The following is a 14792-nucleotide window of genomic DNA, read 5'->3' as shown; positions in this document are numbered from 1 at the left end:
CCAATTTCAAGGGAATGCCCGGGGATTGTTCAAGCCTGGATAACCTCACTACCCGGCCAGACGTCCGCCCTGGCCAACTGCACCAGCGCCTGGCGCACCGCACCAGGATTACTGCAGGGCGCAGGGAACGGCAGCCAGTGCAGGCCTTGGCCGATGCGCAGGTGGAAACCTTCGGTATCAATTCCCACCAGCTGCGGATCCTTGCCCGCGGGCAGCCCGGCCAGCTCGACGTAGTGTTCGATGGCACTGGCATGGTCGCTGTTCATGTGCTCGACCATGCTCCTTTCCGCCTCGCCGACGAAGGGATTGGCCAGCGGCACGCTGTCGGCGCCCAGCCAGTGGATATCGCCGAAGCCGCCGATGAAGCGCCACTGCACCGGCTCGAGTACCCAGAAATCGAAGTCGTGGACGATGTGGTAGTCCTGCGAACCGGGGAAATAGCGGTAGTAGCGCTCGGCGGCACCCGCGATGGCGTCGACATCCTCGATCATCAGCGCCTCGGCCAGCAGGGTCAGGCGGCCGGCGGCCTGGATGTCGTCGACGCCACGCTCGCCGATGAGCAACGAGCATTTGCCATCCATCTGCAGGTTGTGGGTGTGCTGGGCGATGCGACTGATCAGGATCAGCGGCCGGCCCGCCTCGTCCAGGCAGTAGGGCACCACGGAGCCGAAGGGAAACCCGGACCACTTCTTCGAGTGGGTGGAGAGGACGCCGCGGTATTCCTTGAGCAGCAGTTCTCGGGCATGCTTGGCAGCTTTCACGCTCAACTTATGACTCCTCGCAAAGAATCCGTCGCAAACGGACGGGCAGGACTGACTCTGTGCACAGCTGCCGGCGGGGCCTTTCACCAGAAACTGTTCGTGGGGTTGTTCCGATGCAATTGAAAGACAAGGTCATCATCATCACCGGTGGCTGCCAGGGCCTGGGCCGCGCCATGGGCGAATACCTCTCCGGCAAGGGCGCGCGCGTCGCGCTGGTTGACCTCAACGCCGAAAAACTGGACGAAGCCGTGGCCGCCTGCAAGGCCGCCGGTGGTGACGCCCGCGCCTATCTGTGCAACGTCGCCAATGAAGAACAGGTTACCCATATGGTGGCCCAGGTCGCCAGCGACTTCGGCGCCATCAACGGCCTGGTGAATAACGCCGGCATCCTGCGCGACGGCCTGACCATCAAGGTCAAGGACGGCGAGCTGAGCAAGATGAGTCTGGCCCAATGGCAGGCCGTGATCGACGTCAACCTGACCGGCGTGTTCCTCTGCACTCGTGAAGTGGCGGCGAAGATGATCGAGCTGAAGAACGAAGGCGCGATCGTCAACATCTCCTCCATCTCCCGCGCCGGCAACATGGGCCAGGCCAACTACTCCGCAGCCAAGGCCGGCGTCGCCGCCGACACCGTGGTCTGGGCGAAGGAACTGGCACGCTACGGCATCCGCGTGGCCGGCGTGGCACCTGGATTCATCGAGACCGACATGGTCGCCAGCATGAAACCCGAAGCGCTGGAGAAAATGACTTCCGGCATCCCGCTCAAGCGCCTGGGCAAGCCCCTGGAAATCGCCCACTCGGTGGCCTACATCCTCGAGAACGACTACTACACCGGCCGCGTGCTGGAGCTGGACGGCGGCCTGCGCCTGTAACACTCCCCCTTGAAAAAGCCCCGCCATGTGCGGGGCTTTTTTATGTGCCTTGCGGGAACGAGCCTGCTCGCTCCTGCCTGAGTCGACGTTACCAGCCGACCCCCAGGCCAACGGTATAGCGACGCTCGTTGACGTCGCCATCGTTGCCACTGAGCTTGTCCCACTCGGCCTTCAGGCTCAGGGACGCCCAGGAGGTCAGCTTGTAGCGGATGCCCGCCTCGCTCTCCAGCTCGTAGTCCACGTTGGACTCCAGTGGCTTGCTGACTTCGCCGTTGGTAAACAGCTCGAACTGCTTGGCCAGCAGGTAACGGTTGTAGTCCCACTTCAGGCTGGTGCTGTAGAAGTGGGACTTCTCGTCGTCGACGAACTCGTAGTCGTTGCGGTTGACCAGCGTGGCCAGGGAGAACGCGCCCAGCTCATTATCCCAGAACTGGTAGCCGGGACCGGTACCGACAGTGCGCTTCTTCTTCAGGTCCTCGATCCAGTCGCGCTTGTACTGCGCCTGCCCCTGCCAGAACCAGTGCTCATCGAGGAAGCGGTCCAACGCATACTCGGCAGAATAATTGTTGGTGCTGACCTGGTCGTTCTTCTTCTCGCGGTTGTATTCGCCCTGCAGGTTGTGGCGCCAACGGCCGTGGCGGGCGTTGGTCTTGAAATCGATGTCGTAGTCCTCGACATCGTTCTCGGCCTGCTTGTGGTCCAGGGAGAAGTCGACGTTGCCAGTCCATACCCAGTCTTCGAGGATCGGCTTGGGCGGCATCATCTGCTCGATCTTCGCCAGCTCCACGGTGCGCGGCTGACCGTTGACCAGCGTGACCTTGCCATCGTCCGATGCCTTGATGCCCTTGGAATGCTCGCCGGTTTCCTCGTCGTACTTCACCAGCAGGTTCTGGTCGGTCTCGAGGGTCTTGATCTTGTCCCATTTCAAGGTGATCTCCCCGCCATAATCAGTCGCCAACAACAGCTTGCCGCCGTCGAACAGCTTGATGGTGCCGGTCAGGCGGTCGCCATTCTTCAACCAGACGGTATCGGCGACAGCGGAAAGGGAACAGGAAGCCAGGGCAATGGAGAGCAGGGTTCTAGACAACATGAGCCTGATTCAACTGGACAAGGTGGGCAAAAAGCCGGGCATTATCCAGATACCCGACGCTAGAGCAACGAATGACAGACCTGGCGGTACAGAGTTCATCATTACTGACAGAATGACGGGAAACTTCCTTCATTTAGCCACACGCATTTGCCTACCACAGGCTTCGCTATATCCTGACCTGGCCTTCACTGAAGCGACCATCACCCATGCCCGAGCGCAAAGTCTCCGCCTCCTCCGCGGATCTGACGCAGGAAAGCCTGCAGACTCGCCGCGAGGCCATTTTCCTGGTGGTCGCCGAAGTGCCGGAAGGGCACGTGATCACCTACGGCGATGTGGCCAAACTGGCCGGGCTGGGCCGTTCTGCGCGGCTTGTAGGACGCATCCTCAGCCAGTTGCCCGATGGCACCCGCCTGCCCTGGCACCGGGTGATCGCCGCCGGTGGCCGCATCAGCCTGCCCATCGGCACTGTTTCGGGGAACGAACAGCGCGCACGATTGCGTGCAGAGGGTGTCAGAATCCATAACGATCGGGTGGACATACGTCGGCACGGCTGGCCTAGCGGCGAGCAGTCCTAGTAAAGTTCGCGAGAATTTTTGACCTGCTGGAAAACACCCCATGAAAGAGCATTCCTGGCGAGAGGCATGGATTGCCTACAAGTCTCCCGCCAGCCTCGCACTTTTGCTGCTGGGTTTCGCCGCCGGCCTGCCTTACATGCTGGTGCTTTCCACCCTCTCGGTGTGGTTGCGTGAAGCGGGTGTCGCCCGGGAAACCATCGGATTCGCCAGCTGGATCGGGCTCGTCTACGCCTTCAAGTGGGTCTGGTCGCCCATGCTCGACCAGTGGCGCCTGCCCTTCATCGGCCGCCTGGGCCGTCGCCGCTCCTGGCTGGTGTTCTCCCAGGGCCTGATCGCCATCGGCCTGCTCGGCATGGCCCTGTGCAACCCGCAGTCGCATCTGAACTGGCTGATCGCCCTGGCGATGGTCGTGGCCTTTGCCTCGGCCACCCAGGACATCGCGATCGACGCCTACCGCCTGGAAATCGCCGAGAACACCCGCCAGGCCGCGCTGGCCGCGTGCTACATGACCGGCTACCGGGTCGCCGTCCTGTTCGCCACCGCCGGCGTGCTGTTCCTCGCCGAATGGGCCGGCTCCAGTGCCCTGCACTACAGCCAGTCGGCCTGGGCGCTGACCTACGCGGTGTGCTCGCTGGCCATCCTGCCCGGCCTGATCACCACCCTGCTGATGAAAGAGCCGCCGGTGAACGTGCAACCACAGGCTGGCAGCTCGGCTTTCGCCTTCAACCACCAGCTACTCTCGGTGCTGACCCTGCTGGTGCTGCTGATCTCCGTGCCGGCCATGCTCACCGCGCTGACCGCACAGGCCTGGCCGCGCGCCGCGCTGTATGGGATCTTCATCGGCATCTGCATGACGCCCCACGGTCGCCGGCAGATCCGCCCGGTCCGCGAGCTGCTGTCGAAGGTGCGCCGCCCGCTGCTGCTGGCCGTACACGGGCGCGGCCTGCCGCAGTTCGACTTCGTCCACCAGGCGGTTTCGGTGATCGTGCTGATCATCCTGCTGGTGACCGGCACCGCATTCATCAACATGACCGAGGCCGGCAAGTGGTGGCTCGCCCTCCTCTACCTGCTGATCGCCCTGAGCTGCATCTCCGCACCGGGTCGGCTGCTGATGGCCCCGGTGCTGACACCCATCACCGAGTTCGTCCGCCGCTACCGCTGGCAGGCCCTGCTGCTGCTCGGGCTGATATCCACCTACCGCATGTCCGACACCGTCATGGGCACCATGGCCAGCGTGTTCTACATCGACATGGGCTTCACCAAGGACACCATCGCCACCGTCAGCAAGCTGTTCGGCGTGGTCATGACCCTGGTGGGCGCGGCGGCCGGCGGTGTGCTGATCGCCCGCTTCAGCATCCTGCCGATCCTGTTCATCGGTGGCGCGGCCTCGGCGGCGACCAACCTGCTGTTCGCCCTCCTTGCGCAGATGGGCGCGATCGACGATCCGCATCTCATGGGGCAAAACGTCTTTGCCCTGCTCAAGGTGCTGGAGCCCCACGTCACCATGCTGGTGGTGACCATCATGCTCGACAACTTCAGCGGCGGTCTGGCGACCTCGGCCTTCGTCGCCTACCTGTCGAGCCTGACCAACCTGAAGTTCTCCGCGACCCAGTACGCCATGCTCAGCTCCACCATGCTGTTGCTGCCGCGCTTCATCGGCGGCTACTCCGGCGCCATGGTCGAGGGCATGGGCTATGAGCGGTTCTTCTTCTTCACCGCCCTGCTCGGCGTGCCGACGCTGCTGTTGATCGGCTGGCTGTGGCTGCAGCGCAAGAACGACATGACCAACGGCGCCGCCGAGGAAGCCAGCGAAGCCCCAACGCAGCCAGCCAGCGCCGAACGCCCCTGAACTGGCTGATGAAGCAGCGCCCATGAAAAAGGCCGGCAAATGCCGGCCTTTTTCGTTCCGCGTGAGGGATCAGTCCGCCAGGACGGCGTCCTCTTCACCCTTGACCACACGCACCACCTTGTTCGGCGCAAGGTCGATGCCGTCGTCGCGCAGGCGCTGACGCACCTGCTCGTTGAGCATGAAGGTGACCGCCCAGTAATCGGAGTTGGCGGTCCACAGGCGCAGCGACAGGGTCACCGAGTTCTCCCCCAGGCCCGCGACCACCACCACCGGCGCCGGCGACTTGAGTACGCGCGAATCCTCCGCCAGCTCCTTGAGGATGGCACGAGCACCCTCCAGATCGGCGTCGAAGGCCAGCTTCACATCGAAGGTCACCTGGCGGGTCGTCTGGGTCGAGGTGTTGGTGATGATGCCGTTGGACAGCGCGCCATTGGGCACGATCACCGTGCGGTTGTCACCGGTGCGCAGCACGGTGTGGAAGATCATGATGTGGTCCACCGTGCCGGAAACGCCCTGGGCTTCGATCCAGTCGCCGACCTTGAACGGGCGGAACAGCAGGATCAGCACGCCGCCGGCGAAGTTCGACAGGCTGCCCTGCAGCGCCAGGCCGATGGCCAGGCCGGCGGCACCGATGGCAGCGACGAAGCTGGTGGTCTGGATGCCGATCATCGACGCCACGCTGACCATCAGCAGGATCTTCAGGATGATGTTCACCATGCTGCCGATGAAGCCCTGCAGCGTCCTGTCCACATGCTTGGTGGACAGCAACCCGCCGATACGACGGGTGAACAGGTTGATCACCCACCAACCGATCAGCAGGGTCAACAGCGCCAGCACGGCATTGCCCAGGTAAGCCAGGACGACCGGCGTCCAGGCCTCCGCACTGTTCATGATCTGCTCGTAATTCATATCCATGGATGCAGGCCCCTTGTCTGTTGCCATTGCCTAAAACAAAACCGCCATGGCAAGCCATGGCGGTCGGGAGTTCGCCGAGCGACTCTATTACTGCGACGTCGCGCGGGCGCTGAGGTTCCGCAGCGCTTACAGAGCAGCGCGCATCAGTCGCGGAAGTTGTTGAACTGAAGCGGCATACCGAGGGATTCACCACGCAGCAGCGCGATGGCTTCCTGCAGGTCATCGCGCTTCTTGCCGGTGACACGCACCTGCTCACCCTGGATGGCAGCCTGCACCTTGAGCTTCTTGTCCTTGATCAGGGCGACGATCTTCTTCGCCAGATCCTTGTCGATGCCCTCGCGGAAGGTCACTTCCTGCTTGACCACCTTGCCCGACGGGAAGGGGTCCTTGGTTTCGATGCACTGCACATCGATCTTGCGCTTGACCAGGCTGGAGCGAAGAATGTCGAGCATCTGCTCAAGCATGAAATCCGCCTCGGCGGTCAGGGTGACGGACTTGTCCTTGGTCTCGAAGCTGCACTTGCCCTTCAGGTCGAAACGGCGGTCCAGTTCCTTGGCAGCATTATCCAGGGCGTTGGTCAGTTCGTGTTTGTCCAGTTCGGACACCACGTCGAACGAAGGCATGACATCTCTCCAGATGGACGGCGCGACCCGGTTCACAGACGGGACGACGCCTGGCTTGACGATAAAAATGCGCGGTCATTATAACTGACAGACAAGACCGCGCCCGGCCTCTGACGTCGTTAGCCGGCATTTCCTACCCGTTTCCGAGACATTCCATGCCAACCAACCATCTCAGCATCCTGGTAGTCGACGATGCCAAGTTCTCCAGCGCCATGATCGGCCGCGCGCTGAGCCAGGCCGGCTACCTGAACGTGCGCTTCGCCAGCAGTGCCAGCGAAGCGCTCGACCTGCTGGAAAAGCAGCCGGTGAGCGTCCTCCTCGCCGACTGGCTGATGCCCGAGATGGACGGCCTGGAGCTCACCGCCCGAGTGCGCCAGCTCGACGAGAGCGGCGACCACTACACCTACATCATCCTGCTCACCGGCAAGGAGGGCGACAACGCCCTGGCCGAAGCCTTCGACCGTGGCGTGGACGACTTCGTCAGCAAATCGGCGATGAACGAGCAACTGGTGCCCCGCGTACTGGCCGCCGACCGCCTGAGCAATACCCTGCAGCGCCTGCTGATGGAAAACCGCCTGCTCACCGAGAACATCACCAGCCTGGAAGAACGCAACCTGGTGGACAGTGCCACGGGCCTGGGCAACCAGCGCTACCTCAAGCAGAAGCTGGCCGACAGCATCCGCCAGGTGGAATCCCGTGGTGGCGCCGTGTGCTACATGCTCATCGGCCTGCCGGAGTTGGCCGAACTGGGGCAGAAGCGTGGCCAGTCGTTCCAGAACGAACTGCTCCACGGCGTCGCCCGGCGCCTGCAGCAACTGGTACGACCGCTGGACGTCCTGGCGCGCATCGACGGCCAGCATTTCGCCCTGATCACCCTGCTCGAAGACCTGCAGGAATGCTCCCCCAGCAGCTTCCGCCGCCTGCACGAAGGCCTGAACCTCAAGGCGTTCAAGACCAGCGAAGGCTTCATCACCCTCAAGGCCGGCATCAGCCTGGTGGGCCTGGACGCCAAGGCGCTGCCCGTGGAAGTCGAGCAACTGATGCAGCAGGGCCGTGCCCTGCTGCCCGATGCCTTCGCCAGCGGGCGAATCAACGCCAGTCGCCTGACCGGCCTGCGCTAAACTTCGCGGTAAGCCCCCGAACCCGCGAAGTTTCTCCCATGACCTGGTCTATCCTCGGCGCCGGCAGCCTCGGTTGCCTGTGGGCCGCCCGCCTGTCCCGCGCAGGCCTGCCGGTGCGCCTGCTGCTGCGCGACCGCCAGCGCCTCAACGCCTACCGCACCCTCGGTGGCGTCACCCTGATCGAAGACGGTCGCGAGAGCCTCTACCCGATACCCGCCGAAACCGCTGCGCAAGGCGCGCCGATCCAGCGCCTGCTGCTGGCCTGCAAGGCCTACGACGCCGAGTCTGCCGCCGCCAGCGTGGCGGCGCGCCTGGCCCCCGGAGCCGAACTGATCCTGCTGCAGAACGGTCTGGGCAGCCAGCAGGCGGTCAGCGCCCACCTGCCGCGCGCGCGCTGCCTTTATGCTTCCAGCACCGAAGGCGCATTCCGCGAATCCGACTTCCGCGTGGTATTCGCAGGCCATGGCCAGACCTGGCTGGGCGACGAGCACGGCGGGCCCACTCCGGCCTGGCTGACCGAGCTGGAGCAAGCCGGGATTCCCGCCCAGTGGAGCGAGAACATCCTCGAACGCCTGTGGCGCAAGCTGGCCCTGAACTGCGCGATCAACCCGCTGACCGTGCTGCACCAATGCCGCAATGGCGAACTGGCCGGGCACCCCGACGAAGTGGCCGCGCTGTGCGACGAACTGGGCCAACTGCTGCACGCCTGCAACTACCCCGCCGCTGCGCAGGAATTGCAGGGCGACGTGGAGCGCGTGATTGCCGCCACTGCAACGAACTTCTCCTCCATGTACCAGGACGTCGTCCAGGGCCGGCGCAGCGAGATCGCTTACCTGCTCGGCCACGCCTGCCGCGAAGGTGACCGCCTGCACCTCGCCCTGCCGCGACTGCGAGCCGTACACGAGCGCCTGCGCGCCTACCTGGTGGCGCGCGGATTGCCCGACACCTGATCGCGGGCTACCCTGCCCGCCTCTCCTGTTTTTCCAAGAAAGCGCCCATGCCTTCACCCATGAACCTGCGCCAGCGCCTGGAAGACCTGCCGGTCGGCCAGAAAATCCTCGCCGCCCTGCTGGTGCTGCTGGCGACCGTGATGCTGGTGGCCAACCTGGCTTTCATCAGCGCGGCCTACTGGATTTCCCAGGACAGCGTCGCGCCCCAGGCGCTGCAGACCATCGGACGGCTGATCGCCAATCCGGCGCTCAGCGAGCCGGCGTTGTCCTCGCCCACCCAGGCCCAGGTGCTGCTGCGCCAGCTGGACGACTACCAACCGCTGCGCGCCGCCGCACTGTACGACAGCAACGGCGAACGCATCGCCCAGACACCGGGCAACGGCCCCATTGCCCTGCCCGAGCGCCTCGATCACCTGGAGCGCTGGCGCCAGCACGAATACCGCCTCAACGCGCTGTTCGAACTGCCCCAGGCCGGCCGCAACAGCGGCTACCTGCTGCTGGTGGCGAGCAGCGAGCTGCCCGGCGCCTTCTATACCGGCACGCTCACCGCCAGCTTGGTCATCCTCGCCGTCTCGGTGCTGCTCTGGCTGCTGATCGCCCAGCAGATCCGCCGCCTGATCACCCGGCCGATCCGCAGCCTGGAGGAGCTCTCGCGCCAGGTCACCCGCGAGGAGAACTACGCCTTGCGCGCCGAGCGCGGCAATGCCGACGAGATCGGCCGGCTGGCCGACGCCTTCAACACCATGCTGACCCGCATCGAAGCCCGCGAGCAGCAGCTCAAGCGCGCCCGCGACGATGCCCAGGAAGCCGTGGAGCAGGCCCAGTCGCTGGCCGAGGAAACCCGCCGCTCGAACCGCAAGCTGGAGCTGGAAGTCCAGGTACGCAGCAAGATCGAGAAGAAGCTCACCGGCTTCCAGCACTACCTCAACAGCATCATCGACTCGATGCCCTCGGCGCTGATCGCGGTGGACGAGCAGCTCTACGTCACCCAGTGGAACCAGGAAGCCAGCCTGCTCTCCGGCACCAGCCTGGACGACGCAGTGAACCAGCCGGTATTCCTCGCCTTCCCGTCGCTCAAGCCCTTCCTGCCGCAGCTCACCCGCGCCGCCGAGCAGCACAAGGTCGAACGCGTCGAACGCGTCACCTGGGCCCTCACTGACGCGCCGCGCCATTACGCCCTGACCTTCTACCCGCTGATGGGCGGCACCGGCCGTGGCGCGGTGATCCGTATCGACGACATCACCGACCGCCTGGGAATGGAAGAGATGATGGTGCAGTCGGAGAAGATGCTCTCCGTCGGCGGCCTCGCGGCCGGTATGGCTCACGAGATCAACAACCCGCTGGGCGCCATCCTGCACAACGTGCAGAACATCCGCCGGCGACTGTCGCCGGAGTTGCCGAAGAACCTGGAGGTAGCCGGCGAAGTGGGCGTGCGCCTGGACGACCTCAACCACTACCTGGAGGCGCGGGAGATCCCCAAGCTGATGGATGGCATCCAGTACGCCGGCTCCCGCGCCGCGAAGATCGTCACCCACATGCTGTCCTTCAGCCGCCGCAGCCACCGGCAGATGGCCGCCTGCGAGCTGCCAGCGCTGTTGGAGCAAGCCGTGGAGATTGCCGGTAACGACTTCGACCTCACCGGCGGCTTCGACTTCAAGTCGCTGGAGATCGTCCACGAGTACGACCCGCGCCTGGGCCCGGTGCCGGTGATCGCCAACGAAATCGAGCAGGTGCTGCTCAACCTGCTGAAGAACGGCGCCCAGGCCATCCACCTGCGCGACGACGAAGAGGAAGGCGAGTACGGCCGCATCACCCTGCGTACCCGGCTCAATCCGCCCTGGGCGGAAATCCACGTGGAAGACAACGGCTGCGGCATGCCGGAGAACGTGCGCAAGCGCATCTTCGAGCCTTTCTTCACCACCAAGGAAGTCGGCCAGGGCACAGGGCTGGGCCTGTCGGTCTCGTACTTCATCGTCACCAACAACCACAAGGGGCAGATGGAGGTGCAGTCCGAGCTGGGTGTCGGCACCTGCTTCACCATCCGCCTGCCGCTGGCGGCCGAAATTTCCCCGCCGCTGCCGCTGCTGGCGCGCGACGACAAGGAGCATTGAGCATGGGCAACCGCCTGTCGAAGATCTACACCCGCACCGGCGATGCCGGGGAAACTGGCCTGGCCGATGGCCGGCGCGTGCCCAAGCACCACCCCCGCGTGGAAGCCATGGGCGCCGTGGACGAGCTGAACAGCCACCTCGGCCTGCTGCTGGCTGGGCTGCACGAGGCGCGCAGCAGTGCGCTGGAAGAAGTGATCGGGGTGTTGGCGCCGATCCAGCACCGCCTCTTCGACCTCGGCGGTGAGCTGGCAATGCCGGAGTACCGTGCGCTGAACGATGCCGAAGTGGAACGCCTGGAAACGGTGATCGACCGCTGGAATGAAGAGCTTGGGCCGCTGAAGAACTTCATCCTGCCCGGCGGTTCGCGCCTGGTCGCTCTCGCTCACCTGTGCCGCGCCCAGGCGCGCAATGCCGAGCGCCGCTGCCAGCAACTCAATGCCGAGGAACCGCTGGAAGGTGCGGGCCTGCGCTACCTGAACCGCCTATCGGACCTGCTGTTCGTCGCTGCGCGCTTTATAGCCCGGCGCCAGGGCGTGGAAGAGATTCTCTGGCAAGCCGCTGAGAAGCCCGCCTGATCGGTCGAGAGTCGACTCGTAGGAGCGCGCTGTGCGCGCGATCGCGGGCATGGCCCGCCCCTACTCGATAGTCCTGTGCTCGGATCAGCCCTCACCCTAACCCTCTCCCAGGGGGAGAGGGGACTGTTCGGTGCAGGATGAAACCTTGTCGTTCGCCGGCACGGGCGGCTCCCTCTCCCCCTGGGAGAGGGCTGGGGTGAGGGGAAGGCGCTGGTACGGACTCACCTGAAGAACACAGTTGCTCCTACAGGGAGCATCGTAGGATGGCGTGGAGCGGAGCGATACCCATCGCCGCCCCACGCAAAATGCCTGTCAGCCTTCGTTCTTCGGCCAGAACGCTCGAATACCCGCCACGCCCTGCGCCCCTGTCTGCCAGGCGCGCTCAAGATCCTGCGGGCCGACGCCACCGAGCAGGAACACCGGCTGGTTGAAGCCATCGATCAGCTCCGCCGCCGCCTCCCAGCCCAGCGCTGGCTCGCCCGGATGGCTCTCGGTGGGCTGCACCGGCGACAGTGTGACGAAATCCACCCCCATGCGCGCCGCCAGCTCCAGTTCCTCGGCGCTGTGGCAGGAAGCCGCGAGCAGACGCTCACGCGGGAACGGGCGACCATTGGGCGCGTATTTGCGCAGTTGCTCGGAGGTCAGGTGCCAGCCGGCCGCCGGAAAGTCTCCCAACCACTCCAGCGGCCCCTTGAGCATCAACTGCGCCTTGCCGGCGCACAGGCCCTGAACATCCACCGCCAGGTCGCGGTACTCGGGGCTGTACATGTTGGGCGCGCGCAACTGGATCAGGCGGATACCACTGGCCACTGCGGCGCGCACGCCCTGCACCAGCTGAGGAATTTCCAGGCCGTCGGGGGTGATCAGGTAGCGATCGGGCAGTCGCGCGGCCTGCACGATGGGCTCATTGGCCGCTGGAAACTCATAGTCCGGCAGATCGCGCGGGGCAACCCAGGCCAGCGGCTGGCCCTCGGCGCCGTGGGGCGCGCCGGAGAAGGCCGAGACTTCCCAGACATCCAGCAGCACGTGCTTGTCGCTATAGTCGTGCTGCACCCGGATCAGCGGGCGCGCCTGCTCGACGTCGATGCCCAGCTCTTCCTTCAGCTCGCGGGCCAAGGCGACCTGTACCGCTTCGCCCTCCTCCACCTTGCCACCGGGAAACTCCCAGAGGCCGCCCTGGTGCTTGTCGTCCGGACGGCGGGCGATCAGCACCCGGCCATCGAGTCCGCGAATCACGGCGGCGGCGACATGTACTCGTTTCACAGTGCTACTCCTCAATCCGATTCAGGCAGGGCCCGCGCAGACGGGCATTCTACCGTCATTGGCGGCCGGGTTCAGGCGCGTTCGACCATCGCCGCGTCCAGCCACGGGAGGAACGCCGGCCAGGCGTAGATGGCGTCGACGTAGTTCTGTGCCTCAATGGGCAGGGTAACGCAGTAGCTGCGCAGGCGCGTGGCGACAGGCGCGTAGAACGCATCGGCGATGCTGGCGTGGCCGAACAGGAACGGGCCGTCCTGGCCGAACTGCTGGCGACACAGCGCCCAGAGCTCGACGATTCGGGCGATATCGGCCGCCACCGCTTCGGGCACTTCGGCCAGCGGCTGGTTGCGCTGGAGGTCCATGGGCATGTTCGAGCGCAGCGCCATGAAGCCGCTGTGCATCTCGGCGCAGACCGTACGTGCCAGGGCGCGGGCCGCTTCACCGCGGGGCCAGAGATGGGCTTCGGGGAAGCGCTCGGCGAGGTACTCGGCAATCGACAGGGAATCCCAGATCAGCCCGTGCTCGCACTTGAGCGCCGGCACCTTGCCGCTGGGCGAATGCTCGCGGATGCGCCGCGCGGTGTCCTGGCCACCCAGGGGAATGAGGACTTCCTCGAACTCGGCGCCGGTGAGCTGCATGGCCAGCCAGCCGCGCAGGGACCAGGAGGAGACGTTCTTGCTGCCGATGATCAGGGTGAGGGACATGGACGCGATGCTCTTGAAGGTCAGTCAGGAGACCTTAGAGTGCGGCAGCCATGAAAACAAATTCCCGATTTTCATCGATCCATGAAAATCGGGAATCCGAGTGAAATGACGCGCCGGCACCGGGCCGGCGCCGGATCAGGTGCGGTATTCCGCGTTGATCTTCACGTACTCGTGGGACAGGTCGGTGGTCCAGATGGTCTCGCTGCAGGTGCCGCGGCCGAGATCGATGCGGATGGTGATCTCCTCCTGGGCCATGACTTTCGCGCCCTGGTCCTCGGTGTAGCTGGCAGCACGGCCGCCGCGGCTGGCGATGGCGACGTCGTCCAGGTACACGTCGATCAGGCTGACATCCAGGTCCGGCACACCGGCGCGGCCAACGGCAGCGAGGATGCGACCCCAGTTCGGGTCGGAGGCGAACAGGGCGGTCTTGATCAGTGGCGAGTGGGATACGGCGTAGCCGACGTCCAGGCACTCCTGGTGAGTGGCACCGCCATTCACCTGCACGGTGACGAACTTGGTGGCGCCTTCGCCGTCGCGAACGATGGCCTGGGCCAGTTCCATGGAGACTTCCAGCACGGCCTGCTTCAGCGCGGCGAACAACGCGCCGGTGGCAGCGGTGATTTCCGGCAGCGCGGCCTGGCCGGTGGCGACCAGCATGCAGCAGTCGTTGGTCGAGGTGTCGCCATCGATGGTGATACGGTTGAACGATTTGTTCGCTGCATCGCGCAACAGATCCTGCAGCACAGCCTGGGCGACCTTGGCATCAGTGGCGATGTAGCCAAGCATGGTGGCCATGTTCGGCTTGATCATGCCCGCACCCTTGCTGATGCCGGTGACGGTGATGGTCACGCCGTCATGCTCGAACTGGCGGCTGGCGCCCTTGGGCAGGGTGTCGGTGGTCATGATGCCAGCGGCAGCGTCGGCCCAGTTGTCCACGGACAGGTTGGCCAGCGCGGCGGGCAGCGCGGCTTCGATCTTCTCGACCGGCAGCGGCTCGCCGATCACACCGGTGGAGTATGGCAGCACGGCGTTTTCCGCAACGCCGGCCAGCTCGGCCAGCTTGGCACAGGTACGGATGGCGTTGGCCAGGCCCGACTCGCCGGTGCCGGCGTTGGCGTTACCGGTATTGGTCAGCAGATAGCGCACCGGCCCCAGGAAGCGCTTGCGCGCCAGGATCACCGGAGCGGCGCAGAAGGCGTTGGTGGTGAACACACCGGCCACGGTGGAGCCTTCGGCGCAGCGCATCACCACGATGTCCTTGCGGCCGGGTCGCTTGATGCCGGCGGAGGCGATGCCGAGTTCGAAACCGGGGACCGGGTGCAGGGTGGACATGGGGCCGAGACCAACAGCCATGTGGCGCGCTCCTATCTAGTCAGTGAATCTAGT

At 64.9% G+C, this 14792-nt stretch carries 14 protein-coding genes; 7 read left to right on the top strand and 7 right to left on the bottom strand.

Features of this window, described 5'->3' with window-relative positions:
* Positions 1–29: 29 nt before the first annotated feature.
* Positions 30–767, bottom strand: coding sequence for a HugZ family protein (locus LDJ84_RS06135; RefSeq protein WP_196913466.1), 738 nt, complete (start codon positions 765–767; stop codon positions 30–32).
* Positions 768–874: 107 nt separating this feature from the next.
* On the opposite strand from LDJ84_RS06135, the gene LDJ84_RS06130 reads away from it, so the two are divergent.
* Positions 875–1633: an SDR family oxidoreductase gene (locus LDJ84_RS06130; protein ID WP_024764082.1), complete on the top strand. Its 759-nt coding sequence runs from the start codon at positions 875–877 to the stop codon at positions 1631–1633.
* An 88-nt stretch (positions 1634–1721) separates the two neighbouring features.
* Here the strand turns inward: LDJ84_RS06130 and LDJ84_RS06125 are convergent, their stop codons facing one another.
* Positions 1722–2723 (bottom strand): DUF481 domain-containing protein, encoded by a 1002-nt coding sequence (locus tag LDJ84_RS06125; RefSeq protein ID WP_037016355.1) that lies wholly within the window; start codon positions 2721–2723, stop codon positions 1722–1724.
* 206 nt (positions 2724–2929) lie between these two features.
* Here LDJ84_RS06125 and LDJ84_RS06120 point away from each other — a divergent pair, with 206 nt between their 5' ends.
* Both LDJ84_RS06120 and LDJ84_RS06115 read left to right on the top strand, forming a co-directional pair.
* On the top strand, positions 2930–3298 hold the full coding sequence (locus tag LDJ84_RS06120; protein WP_084358284.1) for an MGMT family protein: 369 nt from the start codon (positions 2930–2932) through the stop codon (positions 3296–3298).
* A gap of 40 nt (positions 3299–3338) precedes the next feature.
* The gene (locus LDJ84_RS06115; RefSeq protein WP_024764079.1) at positions 3339–5147 is read left to right on the top strand and encodes an AmpG family muropeptide MFS transporter; all 1809 of its coding nucleotides are present in this window, start codon (positions 3339–3341) and stop codon (positions 5145–5147) included.
* Positions 5148–5216: 69 nt separating this feature from the next.
* On the opposite strand, the gene LDJ84_RS06110 is transcribed toward LDJ84_RS06115, so the two are convergent.
* A complete protein-coding gene (locus tag LDJ84_RS06110) occupies positions 5217–6062 on the bottom strand; it encodes a mechanosensitive ion channel family protein (protein WP_024764078.1) in 846 nt (281 codons plus the stop codon).
* A 143-nt stretch (positions 6063–6205) separates the two neighbouring features.
* Positions 6206–6685 (bottom strand): YajQ family cyclic di-GMP-binding protein, encoded by a 480-nt coding sequence (locus LDJ84_RS06105; RefSeq protein ID WP_037016362.1) that lies wholly within the window; start codon positions 6683–6685, stop codon positions 6206–6208.
* A gap of 155 nt (positions 6686–6840) precedes the next feature.
* On the opposite strand from LDJ84_RS06105, the gene LDJ84_RS06100 reads away from it, so the two are divergent.
* Genes LDJ84_RS06100 through LDJ84_RS06085 form a run of 4 tightly spaced genes read left to right on the top strand, consistent with a single transcriptional unit; the run spans position 6841 to position 11442 of the window.
* The gene (locus tag LDJ84_RS06100; RefSeq protein ID WP_084358283.1) at positions 6841–7806 is read left to right on the top strand and encodes a response regulator; all 966 of its coding nucleotides are present in this window, start codon (positions 6841–6843) and stop codon (positions 7804–7806) included.
* 38 nt (positions 7807–7844) lie between these two features.
* Positions 7845–8756 (top strand): putative 2-dehydropantoate 2-reductase, encoded by a 912-nt coding sequence (locus LDJ84_RS06095; RefSeq protein WP_226046071.1) that lies wholly within the window; start codon positions 7845–7847, stop codon positions 8754–8756.
* 59 nt (positions 8757–8815) lie between these two features.
* Complete coding sequence (locus LDJ84_RS06090) at positions 8816–10867, top strand: sensor histidine kinase (RefSeq protein WP_024764074.1); 2052 nt, start codon at positions 8816–8818, stop codon at positions 10865–10867.
* Between the two features lie 2 nt (positions 10868–10869).
* Positions 10870–11442: a cob(I)yrinic acid a,c-diamide adenosyltransferase gene (locus LDJ84_RS06085; protein WP_037009764.1), complete on the top strand. Its 573-nt coding sequence runs from the start codon at positions 10870–10872 to the stop codon at positions 11440–11442.
* Between the two features lie 312 nt (positions 11443–11754).
* Here LDJ84_RS06085 and LDJ84_RS06080 read toward each other — a convergent pair whose 3' ends face one another.
* From LDJ84_RS06080 to argJ, 3 genes are all read right to left on the bottom strand, one after another.
* On the bottom strand, positions 11755–12705 hold the full coding sequence (locus LDJ84_RS06080) for a Nudix family hydrolase (protein ID WP_024764072.1): 951 nt from the start codon (positions 12703–12705) through the stop codon (positions 11755–11757).
* Between the two features lie 71 nt (positions 12706–12776).
* A complete protein-coding gene (locus tag LDJ84_RS06075; protein WP_226046070.1) occupies positions 12777–13406 on the bottom strand; it encodes a glutathione S-transferase family protein in 630 nt (209 codons plus the stop codon).
* A gap of 135 nt (positions 13407–13541) precedes the next feature.
* Positions 13542–14759, bottom strand: coding sequence for a bifunctional glutamate N-acetyltransferase/amino-acid acetyltransferase ArgJ (gene argJ / locus LDJ84_RS06070; protein ID WP_024764070.1), 1218 nt, complete (start codon positions 14757–14759; stop codon positions 13542–13544).
* Positions 14760–14792 lie beyond the last annotated feature (33 nt).

Source organism: Pseudomonas sp. HS-18, assembly GCF_020401845.1.
Classification (GTDB): Bacteria; Pseudomonadota; Gammaproteobacteria; order Pseudomonadales; family Pseudomonadaceae; genus Pseudomonas; species Pseudomonas nitroreducens.
The sequence above is the reverse complement of the archived record's forward strand: the minus strand, read 5'-3'. Positions and strand labels throughout refer to the sequence as shown.

Excerpts from the sequence above, each read along its gene's own strand:
- LDJ84_RS06125 (WP_037016355.1), bottom strand. The coding sequence starts at position 2,723 with ATGTTGTCTAGAACCCTGCTCTCCATTGCCCTGGCTTCCTGTTCCCTT.
- LDJ84_RS06085 (WP_037009764.1), top strand. The coding sequence starts at position 10,870 with ATGGGCAACCGCCTGTCGAAGATCTACACCCGCACCGGCGATGCCGGG.
- LDJ84_RS06100 (WP_084358283.1), top strand. The coding sequence starts at position 6,841 with ATGCCAACCAACCATCTCAGCATCCTGGTAGTCGACGATGCCAAGTTC.
- LDJ84_RS06105 (WP_037016362.1), bottom strand. The coding sequence starts at position 6,685 with ATGCCTTCGTTCGACGTGGTGTCCGAACTGGACAAACACGAACTGACC.
- LDJ84_RS06120 (WP_084358284.1), top strand. The coding sequence starts at position 2,930 with ATGCCCGAGCGCAAAGTCTCCGCCTCCTCCGCGGATCTGACGCAGGAA.
- LDJ84_RS06115 (WP_024764079.1), top strand. The coding sequence starts at position 3,339 with ATGAAAGAGCATTCCTGGCGAGAGGCATGGATTGCCTACAAGTCTCCC.
- LDJ84_RS06075 (WP_226046070.1), bottom strand. The coding sequence starts at position 13,406 with ATGTCCCTCACCCTGATCATCGGCAGCAAGAACGTCTCCTCCTGGTCC.
- argJ (WP_024764070.1), bottom strand. The coding sequence starts at position 14,759 with ATGGCTGTTGGTCTCGGCCCCATGTCCACCCTGCACCCGGTCCCCGGT.
- LDJ84_RS06130 (WP_024764082.1), top strand. The coding sequence starts at position 875 with ATGCAATTGAAAGACAAGGTCATCATCATCACCGGTGGCTGCCAGGGC.
- LDJ84_RS06110 (WP_024764078.1), bottom strand. The coding sequence starts at position 6,062 with ATGGATATGAATTACGAGCAGATCATGAACAGTGCGGAGGCCTGGACG.
- LDJ84_RS06095 (WP_226046071.1), top strand. The coding sequence starts at position 7,845 with ATGACCTGGTCTATCCTCGGCGCCGGCAGCCTCGGTTGCCTGTGGGCC.
- LDJ84_RS06090 (WP_024764074.1), top strand. The coding sequence starts at position 8,816 with ATGAACCTGCGCCAGCGCCTGGAAGACCTGCCGGTCGGCCAGAAAATC.